The organism is Salidesulfovibrio onnuriiensis, from assembly GCF_008001235.1.
Lineage (GTDB): Bacteria > Desulfobacterota > Desulfovibrionia > Desulfovibrionales > Desulfovibrionaceae > Pseudodesulfovibrio > Pseudodesulfovibrio onnuriiensis.
In genome coordinates, this window is record NZ_CP040751.1 from 1,698,222 (window position 1) to 1,721,594 (window position 23,373).

The window sequence follows — 23,373 nt, forward strand, 5'->3', positions numbered from 1 at the left end:
ATTGCTACATACGCTGCGGGCTGGTTTTCTTTCGCGCCGTGTTTAGCCGGATTCGACTTGCACGAAGTGAAAGGAGAAGACGGCTGAACAGCCAGGGTTGCAAGGGGATTATCCCCTTGCCCGCCGGAGGCAAAATAATAGCCGGAGCGTGGAAAACACTCCGGCTATTGTCGTCGAAAAAGGAACAGCTTAAGCCGTCAATCGTTCACAGTGCTTGAGAAACTTCTGCGCTTCCACGAAGGAGGGGTTGAGATCCAGGGCGGACTTGAGCGACTTGATGGCGCCGTCCTGGTCGCCGCGCTCGTAATGCACGCGGGCCAGGTTGAAATAGAGGTTCTCGTCCCGGTTGGTGAATTCCAGGGCCTTGTTGTAGTAGCGGATGGACTCGTCGTACATGCCGTTCTTGCGCAGGCTGATGCCGAACTCGTTGAAGCGTTTGCGCTGCTCCACCACAAAGACCTCGTCGATGCTCAGCAGGGTGTCGATGACCTTTTTGAGCTTGTCGAATTCCTGCTGCTCGGCGTAGACCTTGCCGAGGCCCATGTTGGCCGCCACGTTGAGCTCGTCGATCATGAGCGCCTTGAGGAACTGGCGCTCGGCCTCGTCCAGTTCGCCGTTTTCAAAGGCCTGCTGCCCCTTCCTGACCTTGCGGGCCAGGGATTCCAGGGCGGGCACCGTGTTCATGCGGTAATAGGCCGGCTCAGGAGTGTACTGGGGCAGGAAGCTGTTTTTCTTGATCACGCTCTTGATGCCCGACGGCACATGATACTGGTTGAGCGGCTGCACCTCGAAATCTTCGGGCGTGAGGATGCGCACATACCAGTAGGTGATGTTGTCGTGAGTTTTCTTGGTCCCCCCGGCACCGATCTCTTCCTCTTTTCTCAAGGAAAAAACGCCGAGAATCTGCGGAAATTCCTGCACCATGCCTCCCTGTGTCTCGCTGCTGCGAATGCGTTCGCGCGAAAAGCGCTCATTCCTGGCTAAACAATAATGGCTCCCAAAAGATAAGGCAACCGGAAGGCTTTTATATTCTTATATGAATGTTTTAGATCGTTGTAAAAACGAAGGAATTGTCAGGCCAGAACAAAGCGGTAGACCAGCCGTTCGTAACATCCGCTCATGGTGCGGGCCGCACCACAGGAGAACCCCCAGTCGCGCAATCGGCAATAGACATGCAGGGGATTCAGATGATGCTGGATGTGTGACTTGAAACGGCTCATGGTCCACCTTCCTTGGTTATCTTATCGGTTCTCCAGGGGTGGAACATTAGGTTCGGCGGGGGCTACTTGATGGCCAGGACCGCCAGGAGGAATATGGCCGCGGCGCAGGCCAGGCCCGTCAGGAAGACCGCCTCCAGGCCGAACAGGGCGTAGACCCCGCCCATGACCATGGGGGCCACGGTCTGGGACAGGCGCAGGAGCATGCCGTTGGCGGCCATGAACGCGCCGCGCTGCTCCATGGGCGCTATGGAGGTGAGCATGGTCATGACCGTGGGAATGTTGAGCCCCTGGGCGATGCCGAAGCAGGTCACGGGCAGGATGGTGGACCAGAACCCCGGCATGTTGGGCACGCCGATCATGCACAGGGCGTAGAAGACGGCCCCGGCGGCCAGCAGGGTTCTCTGGCCGAACTTGTCCGCCAGCCTGCCGAGCTGGAACGAGGCCAGCGCGGTCATGAGCGAGGCGGCCAGGAAGATCATGCCGATGGTGGCCGGGGAGGAGTGGAAACGCTGGTCCAGCAGGATGGGCAGATAGGTGACGATGGGGCCGTAGAGAATGATGAAGGTCAGGAACGTGGTGGCGAAGAGCGTCAGTGCGCGGCGGGTGCGCATCTGGCGAAAGGCGGCCTTCATGTAGTCGGCCAGGGCTTCCTTGTTTTTGGGTTCGGGCGTTTCCAGGCCCATCATGATCACCACGCCCAGCGGGATGGCCAGGAGCGGGAGCAGGAAGGGCCAGTTCCAGCCGAGCATGGCCAGGGCGCCGCCCAGCGCCGGGAAAAAGGCCGTGCCCATGGACAGCACCGCGGCGTTGTAGCCCATGGCCGCGCCCCGGTCCCTGCCCGAATAGAGGTCGCCGATGATGGTGCCGTAGAGAACGCCCAGCGGGGCCGCGCCCATGCCCTGGATGAAGCGCAGGGCCAGCAGGGTTTCGATGCTGCGGGCGAAGAAACACAGGAAGCCTGCCACACCGAACAGGAACAGGGAAGGAATGAGCACCTTCTTGCGGCCCACGCGGTCGGCCAGGATGCCCACCACGGGAGAAAGCAGGACGCCCGGCAGGGTGAAGACGGAGATGGCGAGCCCGATGGTGGAGGGCGTGAAGCGGAGCCCCTCCATGATGTCCGGCAGGGCCGGGATGATGCTGGAGACGCCCAGGATGGCCATGAGCGTTACGCCGAACACGTACTGGAGATTTCTGTCGAGGTAGAGCTTGGGCACCGTGTTCCCTGTGCGTGTTCGTGTTGCCCGCGGCGGCCTACATGGCCGCGTCGATCAATAGATTGTCGCGGTGGATGGCCTCTTCGAAGATGACCGGGCCGAGAATTTTTTCGATCTCCGGGGTGCGCTTGCCCCGGATGCTTTCCAGTTCGGTGGAGGCGTAGTTGGACAGGCCGACCCCGAGGGTTGTGCCGTCCAGGGCCTTGATGCGCACTAGGGCCCCTCGGTCGAAGCAGCCCTCCACGGAGCTGATGCCCGCGGGCAGCAGGCTCTTGCCCTTGGAGGAGAGCGCCTTGGCCGCGCCTGCGTCCACCAGGACCGAACCGCTGGGGTCGTCGTGGTAGGCCAGCCAGAATTTCTTGCTGGAAACCGTGCGTTCCTCGGGCAGCACAAAGGTGCCCCTGGTCTCGTCCTCAAAGGCCTGTTCTATGGAGAATTCGCCCTTGCCCGAGACGATGAGGGTGGGCACGCCCAGTTGCGCGGCCCTGCGTGCGGCGCGCATCTTGGAATACATGCCCCCCGAGCCCACGGCGGTCTTTCCGTCGCACATGGCGTCGATGTCTATGGACGCGATGTTGTCGATGAGCGGCAGGCAGGCGGCGTCCGGATGCTCGTCCGGGTTCTTGTCGAACACGCCGTTGGCCGAGGTCAGGTTGATGAACAGGTCCGCGCCGATGAGTCCCACGGCCATGGCGGCCAGGGTGTCGTTGTCGCCGAACTGGAGTTCCTTGACCGACACGGTGTCGTTTTCGTTGATGATGGGAATGACGCCCCAGTCCAGGAGCTGTTCCAGGGTGTTGCGGGCGTTGAGAAAGCGTTCGCGTTCGCGCAGGCCGTCGCGGGTGAGCAGGATTTGGGCCGTGGCCTTGCCGAACCAGCCGAAGGCCTCGTCGTAATCGTGCATGAGCCGGCCCTGGCCGATGGCCGAGGCGGCCTGCCGCGCGGGCAGGTCCGAGATGCCCCGGGCCACGTCCGCGCCCAGGGTTTCGGTGATGCGGGTCCGGCCTGCCGTCACCGCGCCCGAGGAAACCAGCACCACGCCCATGCCCTTGTCGTGCAGCCGCGAGAGCTGCCCGGCCAGGCGGATGATGGTTTCGCGGTTGACGCCGTTTTGGGTGGTCAGCACTGCGCTTCCCACCTTGACCACAACCCGTTTGGCCCTGGCCAGCAGTCCCTTGCGGGGATTAGTCGCTTTCTTGCCCATCGGCTTCCGCTTCCTGTTCGGCTGCGTTCATTTCGCGGAGCTGCTTCCACATGACGTCGAGCAGCGGTTCCACGCCGTCTCCGTTGAGTGCGGAGATGAAATATACCTGTTCGCCTTCGCACTTGGCCTTGATGTCGTCAAGTTCCTCGGGCGAGAGCGTGTCTATTTTATTGATGACCTTGATCTGAGCCTTGGCCGCCATTTCCGGGTTGAAGCGCTCCAGTTCCTCGTTGAGCATGTTGTAGCCGTCCAGCGGATCCTCGCGGTTGAGGTCGTCGGCGGCCAGGATGTGCACCAGGAATCGGGTGCGCTCCACGTGCTTGAGGAAGGTGTGTCCCAGTCCCGCGCCTTCGCTTGCGCCCTCGATGAGGCCGGGGATGTCCGCGATGACCATGCGCTCGAAGTTGTCGGCCTCCACCACGCCCAGGTTGGGCACCAGGGTGGTGAAGGGATAGGCCGCGATCTTGGGCCGCGCCGCGGAGACCTGGGTGATGAAGGTGGACTTGCCCGCATTGGGCAGGCCCAGCAGCCCCACGTCGGCCAGGACCTTGAGCTCCAGGCGGAGCACCTTTTCCTGGCCCGGGAAGCCTTCCTCTGCGTAGCGGGGCGTGCGGTTCACGGAAGACTTGAAGTGGATGTTGCCGCGTCCGCCGTCGCCGCCCTGGCAGATGATCATTTCGACGCCGTCGCGGACCAGGTCGGCCACCAGCTTTTCGGAGCGGTTGCCTTCCTCGTCCTCGGTCACCTCGTAGATCAGGGTGCCCACGGGCAGGTCGATGTACAGGTCGTCGGCGGCCTTGCCGTACTTGTCCCGGCCCATGCCGGGCTGGCCGTTGCGGGCCGCATAGCGCCGCTTGAGCCTGAAATCGTAGAGGGTCACCAAACGGTTGGAAGCGCGCAGGATGACGTCGCCCCCCTTGCCGCCGTCGCCGCCGTCCGGGCCGCCCTTGGGCCTGTTGGCTTCGCGCCTCAGGGATGCGCAGCCGTTGCCGCCCTTTCCTGATTGGACGGTTATGGTCGCTTCGTCTACAAATCGCATGCTGCCTCCGGCGTACAAAACGCCTGAACGTAGATTTGCCGAGTCATACCGCAGTTGCGCGGCATGGTCCAGAACGCACGAAAAGGGCAGAAGGCATGCGCCTTCTGCCCTCGGAAAATTTCGTCGCGTGTGCCTAGGCTTCGGCCGGGACGATGCTCACGCGGGTCTTGACCACGCGTTTGCGGGTGTACTTTTCGTACTTGACGACACCGTCCACCAGAGCGAACAGGGTGTAGTCCTTGCCCATGCCGACGTTTTCGCCGGGATGGATTTTCGTGCCGAGCTGACGCACGAGAATGTTGCCGGCCAGAACTTCCTGACCGCCGTAACGCTTGACGCCACGCCGTTGTCCGGCACTGTCGCGTCCGTTCCTTGAACTACCACCAGCTTTCTTATGAGCCATGATATCCTCCTATCAGGCCCTAGGCCTTGATGGATTTGACTTTCAGTTGAGTGTAGTCGTGACGATGACCCTGGGTCTTGCGGGCGTCTTTCTTGGGCAGCTTGTGGAAGACGATGACTTTCTTGCCACGGGTGTGCCCCAGCACTTCGCATTCGACCTGTGCGCCATCGACATAGGGAGCGCCGACCTTGGTGTCGCCGTCCTTGTCGACCAGAAGGACCTTGTCCAGAGCCAGCTTGTCGCCGGCTTCGACCTTCAGAAGATCTACATTAAATTCAAGACCTTCTTCAACGCGATACTGCTTACCGCCGGTCTCGATGATTGCAAACATTATGAATACCTCCGTTCGTAAGAGGCCGCAAGCTAGCCGCAACTGGGGTGTTTAGTCAAGGGTCTGGAGCAATTTTTTGCATGTTTTTTGAAACACCCCCTCTGGCGGCGGGGATTGTTGATTTGTATCCGATTCTCTATTAAATGCCTCCGGATATTTAGGAGGAATTCTATGAAACGTGTTGTTTTGCCTACCCTGTTGTTTTGTCTGCTCCTGCTTGTTCTGCCAGGCTGCAAGAAACAGTATGTGGGCGATGTCGTCTCCCCGCAATGCGGCTATGGGTTCGTTGCACCGGTCACTGAAAGCCGGGCCAGCTATAAAAACATGACCATTGACTATACGGTTTCCCTGCTCGAGGAAGACGGAAAGTACCGTTTCGAGGGTGCCGCCGAAATGCACGGCAAGGCCCAGTCCGGCGTGCGCATCAAGTCCATTGAGTTCCGCATCCTGCTGATCAGGGACAATACCATTGTGGACAATATTCGTTTGAATGCGCGTGGTGTTGATCCGGATCAGCCCATGGATCTGTTCAAGGAGTTTGAATGCAAGGAAGGTTTTGACCGGCTGACTTTTGATTGGGTCATCTGGTATTATCACTAGTCTTTAGTGGTTTCGGGAAACTTATTCCTGAGCCACGCTCAGAATCAGGATGTCCACAGCCGAAGACCCTGCCTTGTGCAGGGTCTTTGCGCATTCTTCGAGGGTTGCGCCGGTGGTGAGCACGTCGTCCACCAGCAGGACGGATTTGCCCGCCACACTTGCCGCGTCCGCCCGGAAGGCGTCCCGGATGTTGCGGCGTCGCTCTCCGGCCTCCACCCGCGTCTGGGGCACGGTGTTGCGGGTTCGCACCAGGGCACGGGCGTCCAGCGGGATGTTGTGGCGTGTCGCAATGCGGCGGGCCAGCTCCAGGCTCTGGTTGTAGCCGCGCCAGAGCAGCCGCCTGCGGTGCAGCGGCACCGGGACGATGAGGTCTGGGCGGGATTCGTTGTGTCGCTCGAAGGCGGCCAGGGCCATGTCCTGGAGCAGCCGGGAAAGGTGCAGGCCTCCACTGAACTTGTAGGCCAGGATCAGTTCGCGCAGCGCCCCGTCGTGGCGGCCGTGGAAGTGCAGCCGGTCCCAGGGGCGCGGGTGCAGGCGGCAGTCCGAGCACAGGTGCGCCTCGTCGGTCTCGGCCCCGAAGAACAGCCCGCAGCGCGGGCAGTAGCCTCCCGTGCGCGGGCGCAAATCCCGGGCGCAGGCCGGGCAGAGGGGCCCGTGGTCCGTTCCCCGCAATACGCCGCAGACGGGGCAGCGCCCCTGTAAAAGGCCCAGGCGGGCCGTGAGCCTGCGGATCAGGGGCCGCATCAGTCGTTATCTTTCATGGCGTCGACCCAGGCGTCGCGGCCCATGCGTTGGATCTCCCTGCCGTAGGTTTCGTGCGCGGCCAGGTCCCTTGATTCGTCAACCCCCCGGTACTGCAGGGTTTCCTCGGGACGTACGTTGAAGTTCCAGAGAAAGAACTTGAGGCTCAGGCGCGCGCCCTCGAAGAGCTTTTCCCCCTCGGGACGCCCGGCCACGAAGACCGAATACGCCTTGCGCCGGGGCAGGCTCGCCACCCAGGGCTCCTTGTCCATCCTCGCCTTCCAGAACTGCTGGGCCCGGTCTATCCAGGTCTTGAAGCGCGAGGGCAGGTGGTAGAAATAGATGGGCGAAGTGAAGAAGACCACAGGGGCCGTGAACAGCGGCGCATAGAGCCGGGCCGCCTCGTCCTTTTGGGCCAGCACGCAGCGGTCCTCCAGCCTGCCGTCCACATTGGAGTCACAGTGGCCGCAGGCCAGGCAGGGCAGGACCTCGTGCTTGCGCAGGCGGATGATCTCGGCCGCACCGCCCGCCTCCTCGATTCCCTTGAGCAGCAGCTCGGCCGCATGGTCGGTGTTGCCCTTGCGGTGGCTGCATGCGTAGATGACGGCTTTTGGTTTCATGGTTCAGTCCTGTGTGCCGTAGACCGGCTTTTTGCGGGTGAAGATGTAGCGCACGTAATCATCCTCGTTTCGGGATTCGAGGGCCCATTCCGGTTATATGTCCAAAGTGGCGTAGACCTCGGGGAACGAGGAGGGCGATCCCGTTATCTCGATCCTGTCGGTCTTGGAGTGGCGGAGGTACCAACCTACCTCCCTGCCCAGTCCTCAGCACTTGCCCCGCACGTCCGCGTACACGGTTTCCTCCATTATACGTCTCCCCTGAATTCGGAAAAGAAGGGGTTGTGGTGCATTTCGTCGCCCACGGTGGTGTCCGGGCCGTGGCCGGAAAAGAGCCTGGTCTCCTTGGGCAGGGTGAATATCTTTTCCGCCACCGATGCCTTGAGCACTTCCAGGCTGCCGCCCGGGAAGTCGGTGCGTCCTATGGAGCGGTAGAAGATGAGGTCGCCCACGAAGCAGGCCCCGGCCTCCGGGAAATAGAAGGACAGGCTGCCAGTGGAATGGCCCGGCGTGGTGAAGACCTTGCAGGCCAGACCCGCGAATTCGTGCTCGCCTTCGCCGATCTCCTCGATCTCGAACATCTCCACGCTGGGCAGGCCCATCATGCCGCCCCGGCCCAGCTCCGTGGAGAGCAGGGGCTTGTCGTCGGCCCCGGCCAGGATGGAAACGCCGGTGGCCTCGGACAGGGCCCTGTTTCCGTAGGTGTGGTCGAAATGCAGGTGGGTGTTCAGAATATGGGTCAGGGTCAGGCCCTCTTTTTCGAGGTGGGCCAGCACTTCGGACGGGTCGCCTCCCGGGTCAACCACCACGGCCTTGCCGTCATGGGAGAGCACGTGACAGTTGGTTTCCAGCGGGCCGAGGGGAAAGGTCTTTATCTGCATCTAGAAGTCCTCCAACAGGAGTTCGGTCAGTGGTTTGCGTTGGGAGTCGCCCCGCTGGGCCGGGTGGCCCACGGCCAGGACGGCCTGAAGTTCGTAGTCGTCGGGGGAAAGGCCGAGCGCACCCAGTGAGGCGGCCTGGTCGTTGATGATCTGGCCCAGCCAGACCGCGCCCAGGCCCAGCGCGTGGGCCGCCAGCAGCATGTTCTGGATGCAGGCTCCGGCCCCCTGATGGTCCTTGGTCTCGCTGTACATGGCCTCGCGCTGCAGCAGCACGCAGACCAGGGCCCCGGCGTTGCGCACAATGTGGCCGTACTTGGTGCATTGGGCCAGTTCTTCCCGGCGTTCGTCGCCGGGCAGGATCACCAGGAAACGCCACGGCTGGTTGTTGAGGCCGCTGGGGGCCCATTGCCCGGCCTCGAGCATGGCCGTGAGATGGTCCCGGGACACGGGCTCTTCCGTGTATTTGCGGATGCTGCGCCGTTCCCGGATGGCCCGCAGAACGGCGTTTGTGTCGTTAATCATTGTCATTCTCTCCAGAGGGTCTATGGAAAAAGTGTAGCGTTTCGGCTGCCGGGGAGCAAGTTCTGAAGATTTCGGATGCGTGATATGCGGCTGTGACCTTTGGCAAGGGTCTGTCGTATATATGTGCAGCGAACGGAAGGAGAAGTGGTTGAAAAGGTGACGCAAGCGGAACTGCCCATTGATGAGGAGCACGAACGGGAAATCGTGCACTGCGTGCTGCAAGGCGATGTCCAGGCCTTCGAGGCCTTGGTCCTGCGTTACCAGAAGCCGCTGTATAACCTCGCCCTTCGCGCCACCGGAAACGAGGACGCCGCCGCGGACCTGACCCAGGAGGCCTTTACGAGGGCCTATGCGCAGTTGGAGCGGTTTGACAGGAAAAAGCGTTTTTTCCCCTGGCTGTATACCATCGCCGTCAATGTGGTACGCGACCATCTGCGTAAAAAGGGACGGGAGAGGGTCATGGGCGTTGAGGATCCGGAGGGCATGGCGGCCCGCGCCTGGAGCGGCGATCGGGATGCCATGCAGGACCACATGGAGCTGAAGCGCCTTGTCAGGGAGATGGAAAACCTGCCCCTTGATTACAGGGAGGCCCTGGTGCTTCGCTTCAGGCAGGATTTTTCCATGAAGGAGATCGCCCAGGCGCTGGGGATCGGACTCAGCGGGGCCAAGATGCGCGTCAGCAGGGGGCTGCAGATGCTGCGCAAGCGCCTCAAGGAGCAATGATATGAGCAAGGAAAGAGATCAATACAGCGATGAATGCATCGGAAGGCTGATCCAGGAAATGCCGGAATCCACGCCTCCGCCCTGGCTTGCCTCGCGGGTCATGGCCAATCTCGAGGCCAAACGGCCCGGGGTGTGGGAGCGGTTCCGGGCCTGGATGACCACGCCCGTGTCCCTGATGGTTTCCCCGGCGCGGGTGGCTTTCGCCTCCCTGTTGCTGGTCGCGGCGCTCGGCGTGGCCGGGCTCATGGGGACCGGGATGCCGGGGGCCGGGCCGGGCAATGCCGACGGCCTCATGCCCGTGAGCTTCGTGCTCAAGGATCCGTCCATGGGCTTTCGGTCCGTGTCGGTCATAGGCTCCTTCAACGGCTGGGACGCCCGGAACAACCAGATGGAATATGTCCCCGAGACCGGCATGTGGGTCTTTCGAACCCGCCTGCCCGCCGGGGACCATGAATACGTGTTTCTCGTGGATGGCGAAAAGGTGCTCCAGGACCCCCAGTCGGTCCTGTCCAGGGATGACGGTTTCGGAAACAGGAACTCGGTACTGCTGATCAAACATGAAAGTGAACAGTCGCTTTAGAATTTCGGCCCTCGCGGCCATGCTGCTCTTGCTGTTGTCGTCGGCCGTCCTTGCGGGTGCGAAGTTGGATTCCCTTGCCGCCAGGGCGGGGAAGTGCGGGGTGGATGATGCCGTTATCGCCGGCGTCATGCGTCACGCACAGGAGGGCGCACCCGCAGGACAGGCCGCTCAGTCCATACTGGATATCCTGATCCGGAGTTGCGAGGCGGGCCTGCCGCAGGCGCCCTTTGCGGGCAAGGTGTCCGAAGGGTTGGCCAAGCGGGTTCCCCTGCAACGGATCGTTCCCATCCTTGAAACGCGTTTCAAGGATTATTCCTTTGTGCGCGAACTGCTTGTCCGTGAGGGAACTGATTCCTCCGGCCTGCAACAGGATACCGCCATCCTGGGCGACGCCCTTGCCTCGGGCATGACCCGGCAGGAGCTGGAAATCCTGTTTGCGAGGCTTCATCGGGAAAATCCGATGGACGCGGTGCTCGGGGTGCAGCTGTATTCCTATATGTTCCTGGCGGGGTTGGGCAAGGATGCCTGTGAGCGGGTCGTGGCCGCCGGCCTGGAACACGATGCCCTGAATCCGGATTGGCTCGGCTTTTCCCGGGTTGTTGTCCTGGCCAAGCGCAAGGGCCTGGAGGACGAGGCCATTGCCCGGGCCGCTGTTCAGGCGCTCTCTGAAAAGGCGGACGTCAAGCGCGCCATGATGCTCTTGGGCTTTACCGCCCGCCCTGTCCTGAATTCCGACGAATAGATTTGTGACCAATCCCGACTGTGCGGCGTATACCTTTTTGAAACGTACAGATCAGGGGCCTTGGTACTCCCCCGTAAAAAAATAAGGTATGAGGAGACTGGAAATGTTGGCGCATAAGAAAGTATTTTTCGGGCTGCTTGTCTTGCTGGCCCTGGTGGTGATGGTGGGGACCGCTCCCGCCATGGCGCAGACCGACGATCCCGCCGCACCGGCTGATGCCGTGGACACCACGGGAGATCCCGCCGGGGATACCGGTGATACCACCGGCGGTGAAACCGGCGAGGGCGAAGAAGGTCCGACTTTCAGCAACCCGGCGCAGGCCGCAAAGGCCGACGCCCTGGCTGACGCCGCCGCAGCAGCCAACGCGGACGCCCTGGCCGACGCCACGGAAGCCGCCGAAGCATCCGTGAGCGAAGCCGAAGGCCAGGTGGCCGACGCCCAGACCGCTGTTGACGACGCCCAGGCTGCCCTGGATGCCGCCGAGGAGAGCGGTGACGAAGCCGCCATCGCCGACGCCCAGGCAGCCCTGGATGCCGCAACCCGTAGTCTTGATGACGCAACCGCCAATCTCGACAGCGTGAAGGCAGAAGCAGACCAGGCCATTGCCGACGCGGCTTCCGCCAGCGCGGAAGACATTGCCGGCATGCGTGAAGAGGGCATGGGCTGGGGCGAAATCGCCCATGAACTGGGTGTGCACCCCAGTGTGCTCGGACTCGGTCACCAGAAGATGAAGGGCAACCTGAACCGCAATACGGAAATGGCCGGAACCGGCCCCGGGGTTGGCAAGGGCAAGACCAAGCGTAATGTGAAGGACGGCGTTGCCGATACTCCCGGTTCCGCCAATGCAGCCGGCAATGGCAAGGCTCTCGGACTCGGCAAGGCCTCCAAGAACGCCAAGAGCGGCGCCAAGGGTTCCGCCTCCAGCTCGAATTCCGGCAATGGCGGTGGCAACAACGGCCAGGGCAAGAGCAATGCCGGCGGAAACGGCAAGGGCAAGGGCAAAAACAAGTAGTTTTGAGAAAGACGCAAGCATGGCGGATGGGCCTCTGGTCCGTCCGCCATGTTATTCTTTGTCTTCCGTTCTGGACTCTCCCGAGAAGTGGAGAGTATTCTCGTTTTCAGGGTCGGGTTTTGCGAAAAGTTGTTTTATCCATTGATGGAGTGTTTCAATGACAAGGTTTTCGGGGATTGTTGTTCTGCTTTTGCTGATGGTTGCGGGCGGGTGCGCCGAGGTCATGGGACCCTATTACCTGCAGCAGCGTGAATATGGGCGCGGGATTGAAACCTACAGCCAGACCGTGAAGGAGAACCCGGGGGATTCGTCCGCGTGGTATTATCTCGGCAGGCTGTATCTTGGCGACGACAAGCCCAAGGAGGCGCAGGTCGCTCTGGTCCGCGCGGTGGAACTGAAGCCGGATGACGCGGACTACCTCTTCTGGCTCGGGGTGTCCAAGTGGGCGCAGCAGGATTTCGACGGCGAGCGGGAAGCCTACAAGCGGGCTCTTTCCTATGACGATGACCACGTGCAGGCCATGCTCTACCTGGGGCACAACCACCTGGACCGGGGAGAATGGGCGGAGGCCAAGGCGCTCTATGACCGGGTCCTCAAGTGGGACCGGTACAACCCCGAGGCCCTGTATAACCGCGCCGTGGCCCTGGGCCGCCTGGGCGACAGGGAAGGCGAGGTCAGCCAGCTGAAGCAGTTCCTTGAATACTATCCGGACGGCAGTCTGGCCCTGTACGCCACGGTCCGGCTGAACCAGCACGGCGATTTCACCTACAGGAATTTCATCATCGGCAGCCGCAACCTGACCCTCATGCCCTCGGCCTTCCGGGAGGGGACTGCGGAACAGGTCTTCGAGACCAAACCATCCCTGGCCGTTCTCGGGGCCATGATGGAAGAGAACGACAAGCTTTCGATACACATCGTTTCCTATTGCAAGGGGGACAAGGAACTGGCGCGCAAGCGGGCGCAGGCCGTGAGGGGGTACATCCTGTCCGGACATCCTCATTTTGATCCGGCCCGGCTTCCCCTGAGCTGGTTCGATGTGTCCGAAACTGTCGAGGTCCGGGGCAAGAAGTACTTTCTCGATGAATCGGTCCAGTTCATCACGGCCGTTCCCGAAAAATAGCACGTCACCCCTTCGAGTTCATGAAGCGGCCCCGAAAGAGGGCCGCTTTTTTTTGCCGTTCCGTCTGCCGAAAAAACAGCCATTATTAATATCTCCGGCCCCTTGCCATAAAAAATGCGCAAGGCGTATAAGGGAGGTGAGGAGTCTTGTGTGGGAGAACATATGGCTGAACCCGACGATATTCAACTGGCCGAGGACTATCTGCAGATCAGTCCCAACATCCTGGAGACCTTCCCCCGGGACAGGGCCCCCGTGGACCTGTATATCCTGGATGAGGGCATCGGCAACGTGCGCCCGCTGTACCACAAGGGCGATCCCCTCGGCGGGCAGCGCTATGCCAGGATACTTGACCATTGCCGCGACGAGCAGCTGTTTCTCTATCGCAAGGACTACCGCGAATACGCCCAGCACCTGAGCAAGCGCCTGGGGCTGGTGCTGGTGGAAAGCGATCTCAACGACCGCGAGGTTGCGGAGATATTCTTCCTGGCCCTGCATTACCGGCTGGTGGATTTCTTTGACCAGCCCATGCAGGGCCGTCTGCGGGACCTGAAGCGGGACCTGAGCATCCTGTCGGAATTCCTCTGGATAGACCCGGTCCGCACCGACTTCCTGTGCCACAACCTGGACAAGCACAACGATCTGGCCACCCATGCGGTGAACTGCACCTTCATCGGCCTGGGGCTGTACGCCATGCACTACAGGAAAAAGGTGGGCCGACTGAACCTGACCCACATGGCCCTGGGCCTGGCCCTGCACGACCTGGGCATGACCATGGTGCCCGAGTCGGTCAAGGAGAAGGAGGGGGTGCTGCTGCACCGGGACAAGGAGGCCCTGCAAAAGCATCCGGACCTGGCCATGGGCATGCTCAAGAGGCTCAAGGTGGACGATCAGATCGTGGAGAAGTGCGTCATGGAACACCACGAGCGCCTGGACGGTTCCGGGTATCCGGCCCGCCTGAGCGGGGAGCGCATCAGCGTGCCGGGCCGTGTCTGCGCCCTGGCCGATTCCTTTTGCGCCGGGGTGGAGGAGCGCTCGTTCCGGTCGGGCAAGAACGCCCTGGAGGTGGCCGCCTCCCTGGTCAAGCAGGACAGCAAGTATGACGTGGTTCTGGCCCGCAAGCTTTATGAACTGGTCGAGTGCGGCTTCGAAGGCTGCCGCACTAGATGATGTAGCCGCCCCTTTCCAGCCGTTCCGGGTCGGCGGTAAGCACCATGGCCGTGGTCATCTTCCGGAACCCCAGCTTTTCGTAGAATCCCATCATGGCGGGCACCGAGTGGAGCTGCACGTTGGGCGTGTCCAGCCGTTCGATCATGGCCCGCATCATCCGTTTCCCAAGCCCCTGTCCCTGGTATTCCGGGAACATGCACAGGTCGTAGATGACGGACCAGGCCACCTGGTCGGACAGGGCCCGGGCCAGCCCCACCAGGGTGCCGTTGTCCCAGGCGAAGCAGACCAGCTGGCTGTTTTCGAAGATTTTTTGCAGCCTGTCCGGCTTGCGCGTGCCCAGTGGCGCGCGCTCGAAAATGGTACAGGCGTGTTCCCAATCGATGTTTTCGATATCAAAGGTAAGTTCTATGTTTGGCATTATTTCCACCATGTCTTCATGCGCGCCACCTCGCGGTCGTCCGAGGTGCGCATCAGGATGTGAAGGGCCGTGTCGTCGTCCTGGGGCATGCACAGGCAGCGCAGTTCGTCCCCGGCATGGCACTCGGCCCGGTACTGCACGTCGCCGCCCACGCACCGGCGTTCGCGCTGCCATTGCTCGGGCGCGGATTCCAGCAGGAACTCCACCTGGCGGATGCTGTTTACGTGTCCGTTCACGTCGTGGTCGCCCTTGCGGGCGATGATCCTGACCTCGCGCTCTCCTTCCTTGATGCGCTTCACGGCCCGGCCTTCGAATTCCAGGGCGGGCGGCAGGTCCGGGATGACCCGCTGTTCCAGCAGGTCGTCCACCGAGGTGGCCTTGCGCGTATCCAGGTCGATGACCGCCCAGGCGCTCACGCCCCGGCCGATGACGTGCTCGTTCTGGCGCACCACGAAATCGCGGGTGGCCACGGTCTTGAGCGTGCCGGAGGGCCAGGTCTGCACGGCGACGGATTCCCCGAAGCCGGGCATGGCGTCCATGTGCAGGTAGGCGCGCGAAAGCACCCAGATGCGGCGGGTCCGGATCAGGTCCTCGTACCCGAAGCCCAGGTCGGCGGCGTGACGGGTGGCGATGTCCTGAAGGTGGTTGCACAGGGCCGGCAGGGTGGCCCGCCAGTGCTCGTCGGTTTCGTAGGAGCGGATGTCGTAGTTTCGGGTCAGGGTGAGGTCGTTCATGGTCGGGCTCTTCTGCGGCGGTTGTCGGTTTTGTGAATACGTTGATTCTGTATGCCCTTCGCGGCCCGGATGCAAGTGTGTGCGGTTATGCGTCTTTGGGCCGCCCTGCGATGACTGCGTCCAGGGCGCCGCTTTTCCGCTCCCGGCGGACCAGGGCGTCGAAACGGGCGAGGATGTCCCGCACTTCGGGATATTGCTTGCGGATGCCCAGGTGGAAAGAGGCGGTTCTGGGGTTTTCGATTTCGTGGCAGGTGACGGGCGGGGCCAGTCGTAGCCGGGAGAGCGTGCCCTTCACGTCGGGCAGGGAGCCGATGAACACGTCCTGGCGGTTTTTTCCCACCAGGTGGAAGGCCTCCTGCACGGTCTTGGCCCGGTAGACCCAGAGCCCGGCGGGCAGGATGGAGTACATCCAGGCGTCCCCGAGGTAGTTCACCACCTGGAACCCGCCGAGATCCTCCAGGGTGCGGATGCCCTGTATGGCCTCGGCCCGGGGATTGGTGGCGCTGTAAAAGAGGTAGGTTTTGGTCCTGACCACCGGTTCGGCGGAAAAGTCCAGGTACAGGCGGCGTTCCGGCGTGGGGGTGGTGCACAGGGCGTCGCCGTCGTCCTGGCGCACCAGGAGCTGTGAACGCTTCCAGGGGAAGGTCCTGTGCCGGAGCCCGAAGCCCATTTTCTCGCCAAGCAGGAAGTCCAGGGAGTCCGGCAGCAGGCCGTGCACGGTCCCGTCCACGGCATAGCTGTACGGTGGAGCGCCTTCGGCATAGTTGACGGACAGGAGCGGCCCGGCGATTGCCCGCAGGGGAGCGAGGAGCCCCGCCGCGCCCGTCGCGGCCATGCTTTTGATGAAATCCCTGCGGTTCATGTTTTCCCGTTTCGGTTACGTTTAGCCCAGGAAGTTCCTGATGCCCGTGAACACGATCTGGGCGGCCAGTGCCGAAAGCACCAGTCCGGTGATCTTCTGGAGCATGGACAGGCCCATCTTGCCCACCAGGCGGCGGATGGCCGGGCCCAGCAGCAACAGGACGCCGATGGACATTCCCGCGGCAACCAGGGCGGCTGCTCCCAGCAGCTTCTGGGTGGTGTCGCCCAGCTCCGCACCCAGGATGAGCAGGGTGCCGATGGTGGCCGGTCCGATGGTCACGGGTATGGCCAGGGGCACCACCGAGATGTCGCCTTCCTCCTCGGGCGCTTCCGGTCCGCTGCGTCCGCCCACCAGCTTGACCGCCGAGAGAAAGAGCAGGCTGCCCGCGCCGATGCGGAAGGCGTCCAGGGTGATGTCCAGGGTGGCGAAGATCTCGTTACCCACGGAATAGAGGACAAGGCCGATGACGATGGCCGCACAGGCCACGCGCACGGCGATGCTGCGCTGTTGCTTGAGTTCCATGCCCTTGGTCATGGACAGGAACACCGTGAGCACGAAGAACGGCGTCAGCAGGAAGAACAGCTTTATATAGAGGCTGAAAAACAGTGATGTCATGGGTAACCCTTATACGTTTGATTTCGAAAAAGGGCTACATGCTCTGTTCGGCGGCAAATGGCAAGAGCCAATTGTCGTCCCTCCTGCCGTCCTGCATGGCCACCACCCTGTCGCCCAGGGCATAGGCCTCGTGGAGGTTGTGGGTGATCATGACCGTGGGGACCGCATTTTCGTGCACGATTTCCCTGAGCAGCGCGTGCAGTTCCTGCCGGGTGCGCGAATCCAGGGAGGAAAAGGGTTCGTCCAGGAACAGGGCGCGCGGCGAGCGGGCAAAGGCCTGGGCCAGGGCCCCGCGCTGGCGCTCCCCGCCGGATATGGCCGAGGGCTTGCGGTGGCGCAGCTCCCAGATGCCCATGCGTTTCATGAGTTCCCGGGCCCGGTTTTCATCGGATGCGGCAAAGAGGACGTTCTTTTCCAGGGTCAGGTGCGGAAACAGGGTGTAGTCCTGGAACACGAAGCCGATGTGGCGCTGCTGGGGCGGTACAAAGGTGTTGGTGTCCGTGTCGTTCCAGAGCTCTCCGTTGCAGCGCACCGAACCGGAATCAGGACGCTCCAGCCCGGCCAGCATGCGTATGAGGGTGGTCTTGCCCGCGCCGGAAGGTCCCACGATGCACAGGATCTCGCCTGGATCGCAGGTCAGGTCCATGGTCAGGGAATAGGCTTCCAGCTTTTTGCGCAGGGTCGCTTCGATCATCGGCGTCCACCTCCGTATTGGCCGTTGCGGTCCAGGCGGCTGATGAGAAAGAGCACCACGTAGCTCAGGCCCAGAAGCACGGCGGACAGGGCCCATGCGTCCGCATATTCCAGGCTTTCCACGCTCTCGTATATGGATATGGACGCCACCTTGGTCTGGCCGGGGATGCTGCCCCCGATCATGAGGGCAACGCCGAATTCGCCCATGGTATGGGCAAAGACGAGCACTGCCGCTGTGGCCAGCCCACCCAGGGAGTTGGGCAGCACCACGCGGAAAAAGGCCTGGCGGCTGGAAAGGCCGAGCACTGCCGCGGCCTCCATCAGGCGCGGGTCCAGCTTCTGGAAGGCGGCCTTGAGCGGCAGGATTGCGAAGGGCAGGCTGTAGACCATGGAGGCCAGCACCAGCCCGGAAAAGGTGAACACCAGCCGCCCGCCGAACAGGGATTCCCAGGCCGCGCCCAGCGCGCCGTGGGGCCCCAGGAAGACCAGCAGGTAAAAGCCGAGGACCGTGGGGGGAAGCACCAGGGGCAGGCAGCAGGTGGCCTCGACGAATCCCTTGCCCGGGATCCTGGAAAAGGCCAGCAGCCAGGCCACTGGCAGGGACGCCGCCAGAAGCAGCGGCGTCACCACCAGGGCCAGTTTGCCGGTTATGAAGAGTGAAGTGATGTCCATGCCTACTCGTAGCCGAATTTCTTGACGATGTCCCTTGCCTCGGGGGCCTGGAGCACGAAGGTCAGGAACTTGTCGGCCTCGGCGGCGTGGTCCTTGAGCGGGCAGACGGCCTGGCTGATGAGTCCGGCCTCGGGCATGGGCCAGGTGGTTCCCATTGCGCCGTTTTCGGAAAGACCCTGGGAAAGCGCCACAAAGGCCGCGTCAGCCGAACCGGAGAATGCGAACTGGAAGGACTGGCCAACGTTCTTTGCGAATACCAATTTGTCGGCGACATTTTTGTAGGCTCCGACATCCTGCATGGCCTTTTCCGCTGCCGCGCCGTACGGGGCGGTCTTGGGGGTGGCGATGGCAATGGACTTGACCTGGCCGTTTTTCAGGACGTCCTTCCAGTCCTTCAGGTTCTTGAGCGCATCCAGCTTGGACCAGAGCACGGACTTGCCCTTGGCGTAGACCTTGGGTTCTCCCGCCATGCCCGCTTCCTGGAGCATTGCGGGGCGCTTTTCGTCGGCCGCGAAAAAGAGGTCGATGGGCGCGCCGTTCTTGATCTGGCCGTAGAGCATGCCCGTGGAGCCGAAGGTGCACTGCACCTCCACGCCCGTCTTTTCCGAGTACAGGGCGGCCAGTTGCTTCATGGGGGCCGTGAAGTTGGCGGCGCAGGCCACGGTGATGGTTTCGGCCAGGGCCGGGGAGGCCAGGCAGACCGTCAGGATTGCCGCCGCAAAGAAATGTTTGCAGAGCGTTATCATTTTGATACGATCAGATGCCTTTGCCGTGATGGGATGGGAAGTTTTCATCGTTTCTCCTTTGGCAGGCCGGGCCGGGATCGGTCTGTCAGTATGTTGTTTTTCAACCGATAAGCAAGCGCAGTGCCACTGGCGGCGAGGGGGATGCCGGAAGCGACGGGTTTAATATATTTCTATAACAGGCTTGTAATGCTGGGATTATCCCGGGTCAAGGCGTATTCGACCCGAAGCGTCCTTCCTGCATTGAAATGTCGGTTTGGAATTGTGCTTCTTTGTTTGCCAGAAGAATTGCCTTTTGGTAGTTAGGAGCCTAATACTATTCGATTTGGAAAAAAAGACATGCTCAAAAGTATACAACCTTATGTGAAACGATATGCCCGGGTCATCGCCAAGGTCGTCGGCATCGACGTGGAGGTGGTGGATGCGGACATGATCCGCATTGCCGGGACCGGCATCTACGAGCAGGGGGTCGGCGAAAGCATCGACCAGGAAGGCGAGGTCTACCGCCATGTGATGAAGAGCCGGGATCCCTTTATCATGGAAAATCCGCGCGAGCACGGCCTGTGCGGGAGCTGTCAGCGCAAGGACCAGTGTCGCGAGACCATGTCCGTGTGCACGCCCATCGTGGACGGCGCGGACGTGGTCGGGGTCATCGGCCTGGTCTGCTTCAGCGACGACGAGCGCAAGACCATCCTGCAGAACCGCGAAACCTACGTGGACTTCCTGGTGCAGATCGCGGCCCTCATCGCCCACAAGCTCCGGGACCAGCGCCAGGTGGCCGAGGCCCAGGATTTCCTCGACCTCATGATGCAGGTCATGGATGTCTATAACCGGGGCGTGGTGGTCTTCAATGCGGGCGGCTGCATTTCCTACATCAACCGTTTGGCCCGCCTGGAACTGGGTCTGGAACCGGACGAGGAACCCGGCTGCATCCGGGTGGAGCGCACCGGCGATTTCTTTTCCGACCTGGAGGAGTTCACGGTCAACGTGCACGGAAGCCGGCGTTCCCTGGTGGGCCGCCTGGAGGAACTGCCCTCGGCCAACCAGAATTTCGCCAGCGTGCTGGTGTTCGATTCCCTGCCGCGCATGACCCAGCGCATGTCCCAGTTCTCCGCCGGGGAACATTCCGGACTCAACGCCATCCTGGGCAAGTCCCGCAGCCTGATCCGGCTCAAGGAACAGATTCGCCGGGTGGCCGCCTCCACCTCGACGGTGCTCATCACCGGGGAATCCGGCACGGGCAAGGAGCTGGTGGCCCGCGCCATCCACGCCACCAGCGACCGGGCCGACAAGCCGTTCATCGCCATCAACTGCGGCGCGCTGCCCGACAACCTCCTGGAGTCCGAACTTTTCGGGTACACCAAGGGGGCCTTTACCGGGGCCAACCCCAAGGGCAAGATCGGCAAGTTCGAGCTGGCCGACGGCGGGGTCATCTTTCTGGACGAGATCGGTACCCTGCCGCTCTATCTCCAGGTCAAGCTGCTGCGCGTGCTCCAGGAACGACAGTTCTGCCGTCTGGGCTCCAACCGGCTCATCCATGTGGATATCCGGGTCATCGCGGCCACCAACGACAACCTTTCCGACCTCATCGACCAGGGCCATTTCCGCGAGGACCTTTTCTACCGGCTCAATGTCATTCCCCTGGAAACGCCGCCCCTGCGCAACCGTCCCGAGGACATGGAAGTGCTGGGTGACTATTTTCTGCACAAGTACTGCGAGCGGTTCGGCAAGCGTCCCGCCCCCATGGACGATGCGGTCCTGGACGCCTTCAAGGTCTACAACTGGCCGGGCAACGTGCGCGAGTTCGAGAACGCCATCGAGTACATGGTCAACATGATGCCCGACGGCGGGCCGCTGCATCCGGGCCTGCTTCCCCGCAAGCTGCTGGGCAGCCTGGGTCACGGTGCGCCCGCCTCTGCGCCGGTTGCGGCGAACGGGGAAGAATCCCTGCCCCTGCTGCCCCTCAAGGTGCTGGAGCGCCGGGCCATTGTCGCAGCGCTGCAGCATTTCGGCTCGGACACCAAGGGCAAGAAGCTGGCGGCCGAGTCGCTGCAGATCGGCATCGCCACCCTGTACCGCAAGATCAAGGAATATGACATTGCGGGAGCATAGCAGCTTGACTCTCCGTTGCATGAATGGGCCGATCTCCGCAGGAGGTCGGCCTTTTTTAGTGGATATTCAGGTTGATATCAAAATGATAGAACGAGGCGCCCAAGAAAATTGTGTTCCGGTCAGGAGTGATTTCCTTGCGATTCGTGCTTTCCGACAAACTTTGGTGCATCTCATTGCGCTTTGCGAGGTCTGCGCAGGAAATTTTTCTCGCTTCGAGAATCCATTCTCATTCTGATAGTAAAATATTCCCTGAGTCTTTGTCTTTGATGTATATGCTAATATTTTGATTTTATTTGATTTTTACAAAATTATCTCTCAGGCGCATTTCTGGCCCCATCTTTGCTATTTAGGTTCCAAACTTTCTTGAACTCAATTTACTTTCAATCATAGAAGGAGACTGTTCATGTCCAAAACCATCATCAAGACCGAAAATGCACCGGCCGCTGTCGGACCTTACTCCCAGGCCGTCCGGCACGGCAGCATGATTTTCGTTTCCGGCCAGCTTCCCATTGACCCGGCCACCGGCAAGATGCCCGAGGCGGCTGCGGACCAGGCCAGGCAGAGCCTGACCAACCTGAAGCACATCCTTGAAGAGGCCGGTTCCTCCATGGCCAATATCATCCGCTGCGGCGTGTTCCTGACCAACCTGGGCGATTTCGCCGCAGTCAACGAAGTCTACGCCACCTTCTTCGAGGGCGATTTCCCGGCACGCGCCTGCGTGGAAGTTTCCAAGCTGCCCCTGGGCGCCAATGTCGAAATCGAATGCGTGGCATTCGTCTAGGAGCGGGCACTGCAATGAGCAACGTTGAATTCATCGTCAACAAGGGAACCAAGAAGCCGGGCGAGGGCGCTTCCCTGGACATCCTGAGCCAGGAAGAGGCCGAAAAGGCCCGCGCCTATCACAAGAGTTTCCCCCAGTACGAGCCGACCCCGCTGGTGGATCTGCCGCATCTGGCCCAGTACATGGGCCTGGGCAAGGTCTTCGTCAAGGACGAGTCCCACCGTTTCGGCCTGAACGCCTTCAAGGTGCTGGGCGCTTCCTACGCCATCGGCCGCTATATTGCGGAGAGGCTGGGCATGGACGCCTCCGAGGCCACCTGCGAAAAGATCTGCTCGGACGAAGCCCGCGAAAAGCTCGGTGAAGTGACCTTCACCACCGCCACGGACGGCAACCACGGCCGCGCCGTTGCCTGGGCCGCCCAGCAGCTCAAGCAGAAGTCCGTGGTCTACATGCCCAAGGGCTCCGACCCCATCCGCCTGGAGAACATCCGTTCCCACGGCGCAGAGGCGTCCATCACCGACCTGAACTACGACGATGCCGTGCGCCTGTCCGACAAGATGGCCAAGGAACATGGCTGGGTCATCGTCCAGGACACCGCCTGGGAAGGCTACGAGGATATTCCGACCTGGATCATGCAGGGCTATGCGACCCTGGCGCTGGAAGCCCTGGAGCAGATGCGCGCCATGGGCACCGACGCCCCGACCCACGTGTTCCTGCAGGCCGGCGTGGGCTCCTTTGCAGGCGGCGTGCTCGGCTACCTGGCCTCCGCCCTGGGCGACAAGATGCCCAAGTTCGTCATTGTCGAGCCGGAAAAGGCCAACTGCATCTTCAAGTCCGCCGAGGCGGGCGACGGCAAGCCGCACAACGTCACCGGCGACCTGAACACCCTCATGGCCGGTCTTGCCTGCGGCGAGCCCAACACCATCAGTTGGGAACTGCTGCGCGACTACGCCGCGGCCTACATCTCCTGTCCGGACTACCTCGCCGCAACGGGCATGCGCGTGCTGGCCACCCCGCTCAAGGGCGACCAGGTCGTCATTTCCGGCGAGTCCGGAGCCGTAACCACCGGCATCCTGCACTACATCATGGAAACCGAGGAGGGCCAGGCCATTCGCGATGCGCTGGAGCTCAACGAGGATTCCAAGGTGCTGCTGGTCAGCACCGAGGGCAATACCTCCCCGCGCGCCTTCCGCGACGTGGTCTGGTACGGCGAACACAAGGACGAGGAACAGCATCGCAACAAGAAATAGCGAGCATCACCATACAGAGCCCGGTCGTAACCGGGCGCAACCATAGCATCCGGGCCAAGACAAGGGGCTTCATGACAATCGGTTCGCAACCGGCTGGGCAGCCGGAAGGGAGTTACGTCTCCTTGGGGATTGCGGACCACCTGCCGACCCTCCGTGAACAAAGCATGTGAACGGCAACCTCGTGAGCAAGCCCCCTTGGCCTCTCAACCGGAAGCAGATGTGCGATCAGGGGCGGGCAACCCGTTAAAACGCACACTGCTTCCGGTTTTCCCATATTCGTCTCGCCGCTCAAAATGGCTCGATTGCCGTGTTGCTGCGAAAAAACAGATCCTCACGTATGAGGATATACGCTCCGTGTCTGTTTTTTCCGGCGC

Annotated in this window: 28 protein-coding genes; 10 read left to right on the top strand and 18 right to left on the bottom strand. The window is 61.7% G+C overall.

Going from position 1 to position 23,373, the window contains the following annotated elements:
* Positions 1 to 189 precede the first annotated feature (189 nt).
* The 7 genes from FGL65_RS07735 to rplU all read right to left on the bottom strand — a co-directional run bounded on the left by FGL65_RS07735 (position 190) and on the right by rplU (position 5,414).
* Complete coding sequence (locus FGL65_RS07735) at positions 190 to 924, bottom strand: tetratricopeptide repeat protein (RefSeq protein WP_147820649.1); 735 nt, start codon at positions 922 to 924, stop codon at positions 190 to 192.
* Between the two features lie 149 nt (positions 925 to 1,073).
* On the bottom strand, positions 1,074 to 1,220 hold the full coding sequence (locus tag FGL65_RS18215) for a hypothetical protein (RefSeq protein ID WP_187170585.1): 147 nt from the start codon (positions 1,218 to 1,220) through the stop codon (positions 1,074 to 1,076).
* A gap of 62 nt (positions 1,221 to 1,282) precedes the next feature.
* Entirely contained in the window at positions 1,283 to 2,437 is a 1,155-nt protein-coding gene (locus tag FGL65_RS07740) for an MFS transporter (RefSeq protein ID WP_147820650.1), read from the bottom strand.
* 37 nt (positions 2,438 to 2,474) lie between these two features.
* Positions 2,475 to 3,641, bottom strand: a complete 1,167-nt coding sequence (proB, locus tag FGL65_RS07745) for a glutamate 5-kinase (protein WP_147820651.1) — start codon at positions 3,639 to 3,641, stop codon at positions 2,475 to 2,477.
* A complete protein-coding gene (obgE, locus tag FGL65_RS07750) occupies positions 3,622 to 4,680 on the bottom strand; it encodes a GTPase ObgE (protein WP_147820652.1) in 1,059 nt (352 codons plus the stop codon). Before obgE ends, proB begins: the two co-directional genes overlap by 20 nt.
* Positions 4,681 to 4,813: 133 nt before the next feature.
* Complete coding sequence (gene rpmA / locus FGL65_RS07755) at positions 4,814 to 5,083, bottom strand: 50S ribosomal protein L27 (RefSeq protein ID WP_147820653.1); 270 nt, start codon at positions 5,081 to 5,083, stop codon at positions 4,814 to 4,816.
* 19 nt (positions 5,084 to 5,102) lie between these two features.
* Positions 5,103 to 5,414 carry a 50S ribosomal protein L21 gene (rplU, locus tag FGL65_RS07760; RefSeq protein ID WP_147820654.1) on the bottom strand — a complete coding sequence of 104 codons (312 nt, stop codon included), beginning with the start codon at positions 5,412 to 5,414 and terminating at the stop codon, positions 5,103 to 5,105.
* Positions 5,415 to 5,585: 171 nt separating this feature from the next.
* Between rplU and FGL65_RS07765 the strand changes: the two genes are divergently transcribed.
* Positions 5,586 to 6,014, top strand: coding sequence for a hypothetical protein (locus FGL65_RS07765; RefSeq protein ID WP_147820655.1), 429 nt, complete (start codon positions 5,586 to 5,588; stop codon positions 6,012 to 6,014).
* A 21-nt stretch (positions 6,015 to 6,035) separates the two neighbouring features.
* Here FGL65_RS07765 and FGL65_RS07770 read toward each other — a convergent pair whose 3' ends face one another.
* From FGL65_RS07770 to FGL65_RS07785, 4 genes are all read right to left on the bottom strand, one after another.
* Positions 6,036 to 6,758, bottom strand: a complete 723-nt coding sequence (locus FGL65_RS07770; protein WP_147820656.1) for a ComFC family protein — start codon at positions 6,756 to 6,758, stop codon at positions 6,036 to 6,038.
* Positions 6,758 to 7,375 (bottom strand): flavodoxin family protein, encoded by a 618-nt coding sequence (locus FGL65_RS07775; RefSeq protein WP_147820657.1) that lies wholly within the window; start codon positions 7,373 to 7,375, stop codon positions 6,758 to 6,760. The genes FGL65_RS07770 and FGL65_RS07775 overlap by 1 nt, the downstream gene beginning before the upstream one ends.
* A gap of 245 nt (positions 7,376 to 7,620) precedes the next feature.
* The gene (locus tag FGL65_RS07780) at positions 7,621 to 8,253 is read right to left on the bottom strand and encodes an MBL fold metallo-hydrolase (RefSeq protein ID WP_147820658.1); all 633 of its coding nucleotides are present in this window, start codon (positions 8,251 to 8,253) and stop codon (positions 7,621 to 7,623) included.
* A complete protein-coding gene (locus FGL65_RS07785) occupies positions 8,254 to 8,775 on the bottom strand; it encodes a nitroreductase family protein (RefSeq protein WP_147820659.1) in 522 nt (173 codons plus the stop codon).
* A gap of 156 nt (positions 8,776 to 8,931) precedes the next feature.
* Between FGL65_RS07785 and FGL65_RS07790 the strand changes: the two genes are divergently transcribed.
* From FGL65_RS07790 to FGL65_RS07815, 6 genes are all read left to right on the top strand, one after another.
* Positions 8,932 to 9,498, top strand: coding sequence for an RNA polymerase sigma factor (locus FGL65_RS07790; protein WP_250645599.1), 567 nt, complete (start codon positions 8,932 to 8,934; stop codon positions 9,496 to 9,498).
* Position 9,499: 1 nt separating this feature from the next.
* Positions 9,500 to 10,078 (top strand): glycogen-binding domain-containing protein, encoded by a 579-nt coding sequence (locus tag FGL65_RS07795; protein ID WP_147820660.1) that lies wholly within the window; start codon positions 9,500 to 9,502, stop codon positions 10,076 to 10,078.
* Positions 10,056 to 10,820: a hypothetical protein gene (locus FGL65_RS07800; RefSeq protein WP_147820661.1), complete on the top strand. Its 765-nt coding sequence runs from the start codon at positions 10,056 to 10,058 to the stop codon at positions 10,818 to 10,820. The genes FGL65_RS07795 and FGL65_RS07800 overlap by 23 nt, the downstream gene beginning before the upstream one ends.
* 103 nt (positions 10,821 to 10,923) lie before the next feature.
* Positions 10,924 to 11,832, top strand: coding sequence for a hypothetical protein (locus tag FGL65_RS07805; protein ID WP_147820662.1), 909 nt, complete (start codon positions 10,924 to 10,926; stop codon positions 11,830 to 11,832).
* Positions 11,833 to 11,989: 157 nt separating this feature from the next.
* Entirely contained in the window at positions 11,990 to 12,952 is a 963-nt protein-coding gene (locus FGL65_RS07810; RefSeq protein ID WP_147820663.1) for a tetratricopeptide repeat protein, read from the top strand.
* Between the two features lie 162 nt (positions 12,953 to 13,114).
* Positions 13,115 to 14,119 carry an HD-GYP domain-containing protein gene (locus FGL65_RS07815; protein ID WP_187170586.1) on the top strand — a complete coding sequence of 335 codons (1,005 nt, stop codon included), beginning with the start codon at positions 13,115 to 13,117 and terminating at the stop codon, positions 14,117 to 14,119.
* Here FGL65_RS07815 and FGL65_RS07820 read toward each other — a convergent pair.
* The 7 genes from FGL65_RS07820 to modA all read right to left on the bottom strand — a co-directional run bounded on the left by FGL65_RS07820 (position 14,112) and on the right by modA (position 18,907).
* Positions 14,112 to 14,537: a GNAT family N-acetyltransferase gene (locus FGL65_RS07820; RefSeq protein ID WP_250645600.1), complete on the bottom strand. Its 426-nt coding sequence runs from the start codon at positions 14,535 to 14,537 to the stop codon at positions 14,112 to 14,114. The genes FGL65_RS07815 and FGL65_RS07820 overlap by 8 nt on opposite strands.
* Positions 14,537 to 15,271 (bottom strand): acyl-[acyl-carrier-protein] thioesterase, encoded by a 735-nt coding sequence (locus tag FGL65_RS07825; protein WP_147820665.1) that lies wholly within the window; start codon positions 15,269 to 15,271, stop codon positions 14,537 to 14,539. Before FGL65_RS07825 ends, FGL65_RS07820 begins: the two co-directional genes overlap by 1 nt.
* Positions 15,272 to 15,356: 85 nt before the next feature.
* The gene (locus FGL65_RS07830) at positions 15,357 to 16,133 is read right to left on the bottom strand and encodes a substrate-binding periplasmic protein (protein ID WP_147820666.1); all 777 of its coding nucleotides are present in this window, start codon (positions 16,131 to 16,133) and stop codon (positions 15,357 to 15,359) included.
* 21 nt (positions 16,134 to 16,154) lie between these two features.
* The gene (locus FGL65_RS07835) at positions 16,155 to 16,748 is read right to left on the bottom strand and encodes a MarC family protein (protein ID WP_147820667.1); all 594 of its coding nucleotides are present in this window, start codon (positions 16,746 to 16,748) and stop codon (positions 16,155 to 16,157) included.
* 34 nt (positions 16,749 to 16,782) lie between these two features.
* Positions 16,783 to 17,442, bottom strand: coding sequence for an ABC transporter ATP-binding protein (locus FGL65_RS07840; RefSeq protein ID WP_147820668.1), 660 nt, complete (start codon positions 17,440 to 17,442; stop codon positions 16,783 to 16,785).
* Positions 17,439 to 18,113 carry a molybdate ABC transporter permease subunit gene (gene modB, locus FGL65_RS07845; protein WP_147820669.1) on the bottom strand — a complete coding sequence of 225 codons (675 nt, stop codon included), beginning with the start codon at positions 18,111 to 18,113 and terminating at the stop codon, positions 17,439 to 17,441. Before modB ends, FGL65_RS07840 begins: the two co-directional genes overlap by 4 nt.
* A gap of 2 nt (positions 18,114 to 18,115) precedes the next feature.
* Positions 18,116 to 18,907, bottom strand: coding sequence for a molybdate ABC transporter substrate-binding protein (modA, locus tag FGL65_RS07850; protein WP_147820670.1), 792 nt, complete (start codon positions 18,905 to 18,907; stop codon positions 18,116 to 18,118).
* Between the two features lie 288 nt (positions 18,908 to 19,195).
* Here modA and FGL65_RS07855 point away from each other — a divergent pair, with 288 nt between their 5' ends.
* From FGL65_RS07855 to dpaL, 3 genes are all read left to right on the top strand, one after another.
* Positions 19,196 to 20,968: a sigma-54 interaction domain-containing protein gene (locus FGL65_RS07855; RefSeq protein ID WP_147820671.1), complete on the top strand. Its 1,773-nt coding sequence runs from the start codon at positions 19,196 to 19,198 to the stop codon at positions 20,966 to 20,968.
* Positions 20,969 to 21,371: 403 nt separating this feature from the next.
* Complete coding sequence (locus FGL65_RS07860; RefSeq protein ID WP_147820672.1) at positions 21,372 to 21,749, top strand: RidA family protein; 378 nt, start codon at positions 21,372 to 21,374, stop codon at positions 21,747 to 21,749.
* A gap of 14 nt (positions 21,750 to 21,763) precedes the next feature.
* Positions 21,764 to 22,999 carry a diaminopropionate ammonia-lyase gene (dpaL, locus tag FGL65_RS07865; RefSeq protein WP_147820673.1) on the top strand — a complete coding sequence of 412 codons (1,236 nt, stop codon included), beginning with the start codon at positions 21,764 to 21,766 and terminating at the stop codon, positions 22,997 to 22,999.
* Positions 23,000 to 23,373: the final 374 nt, after the last annotated feature.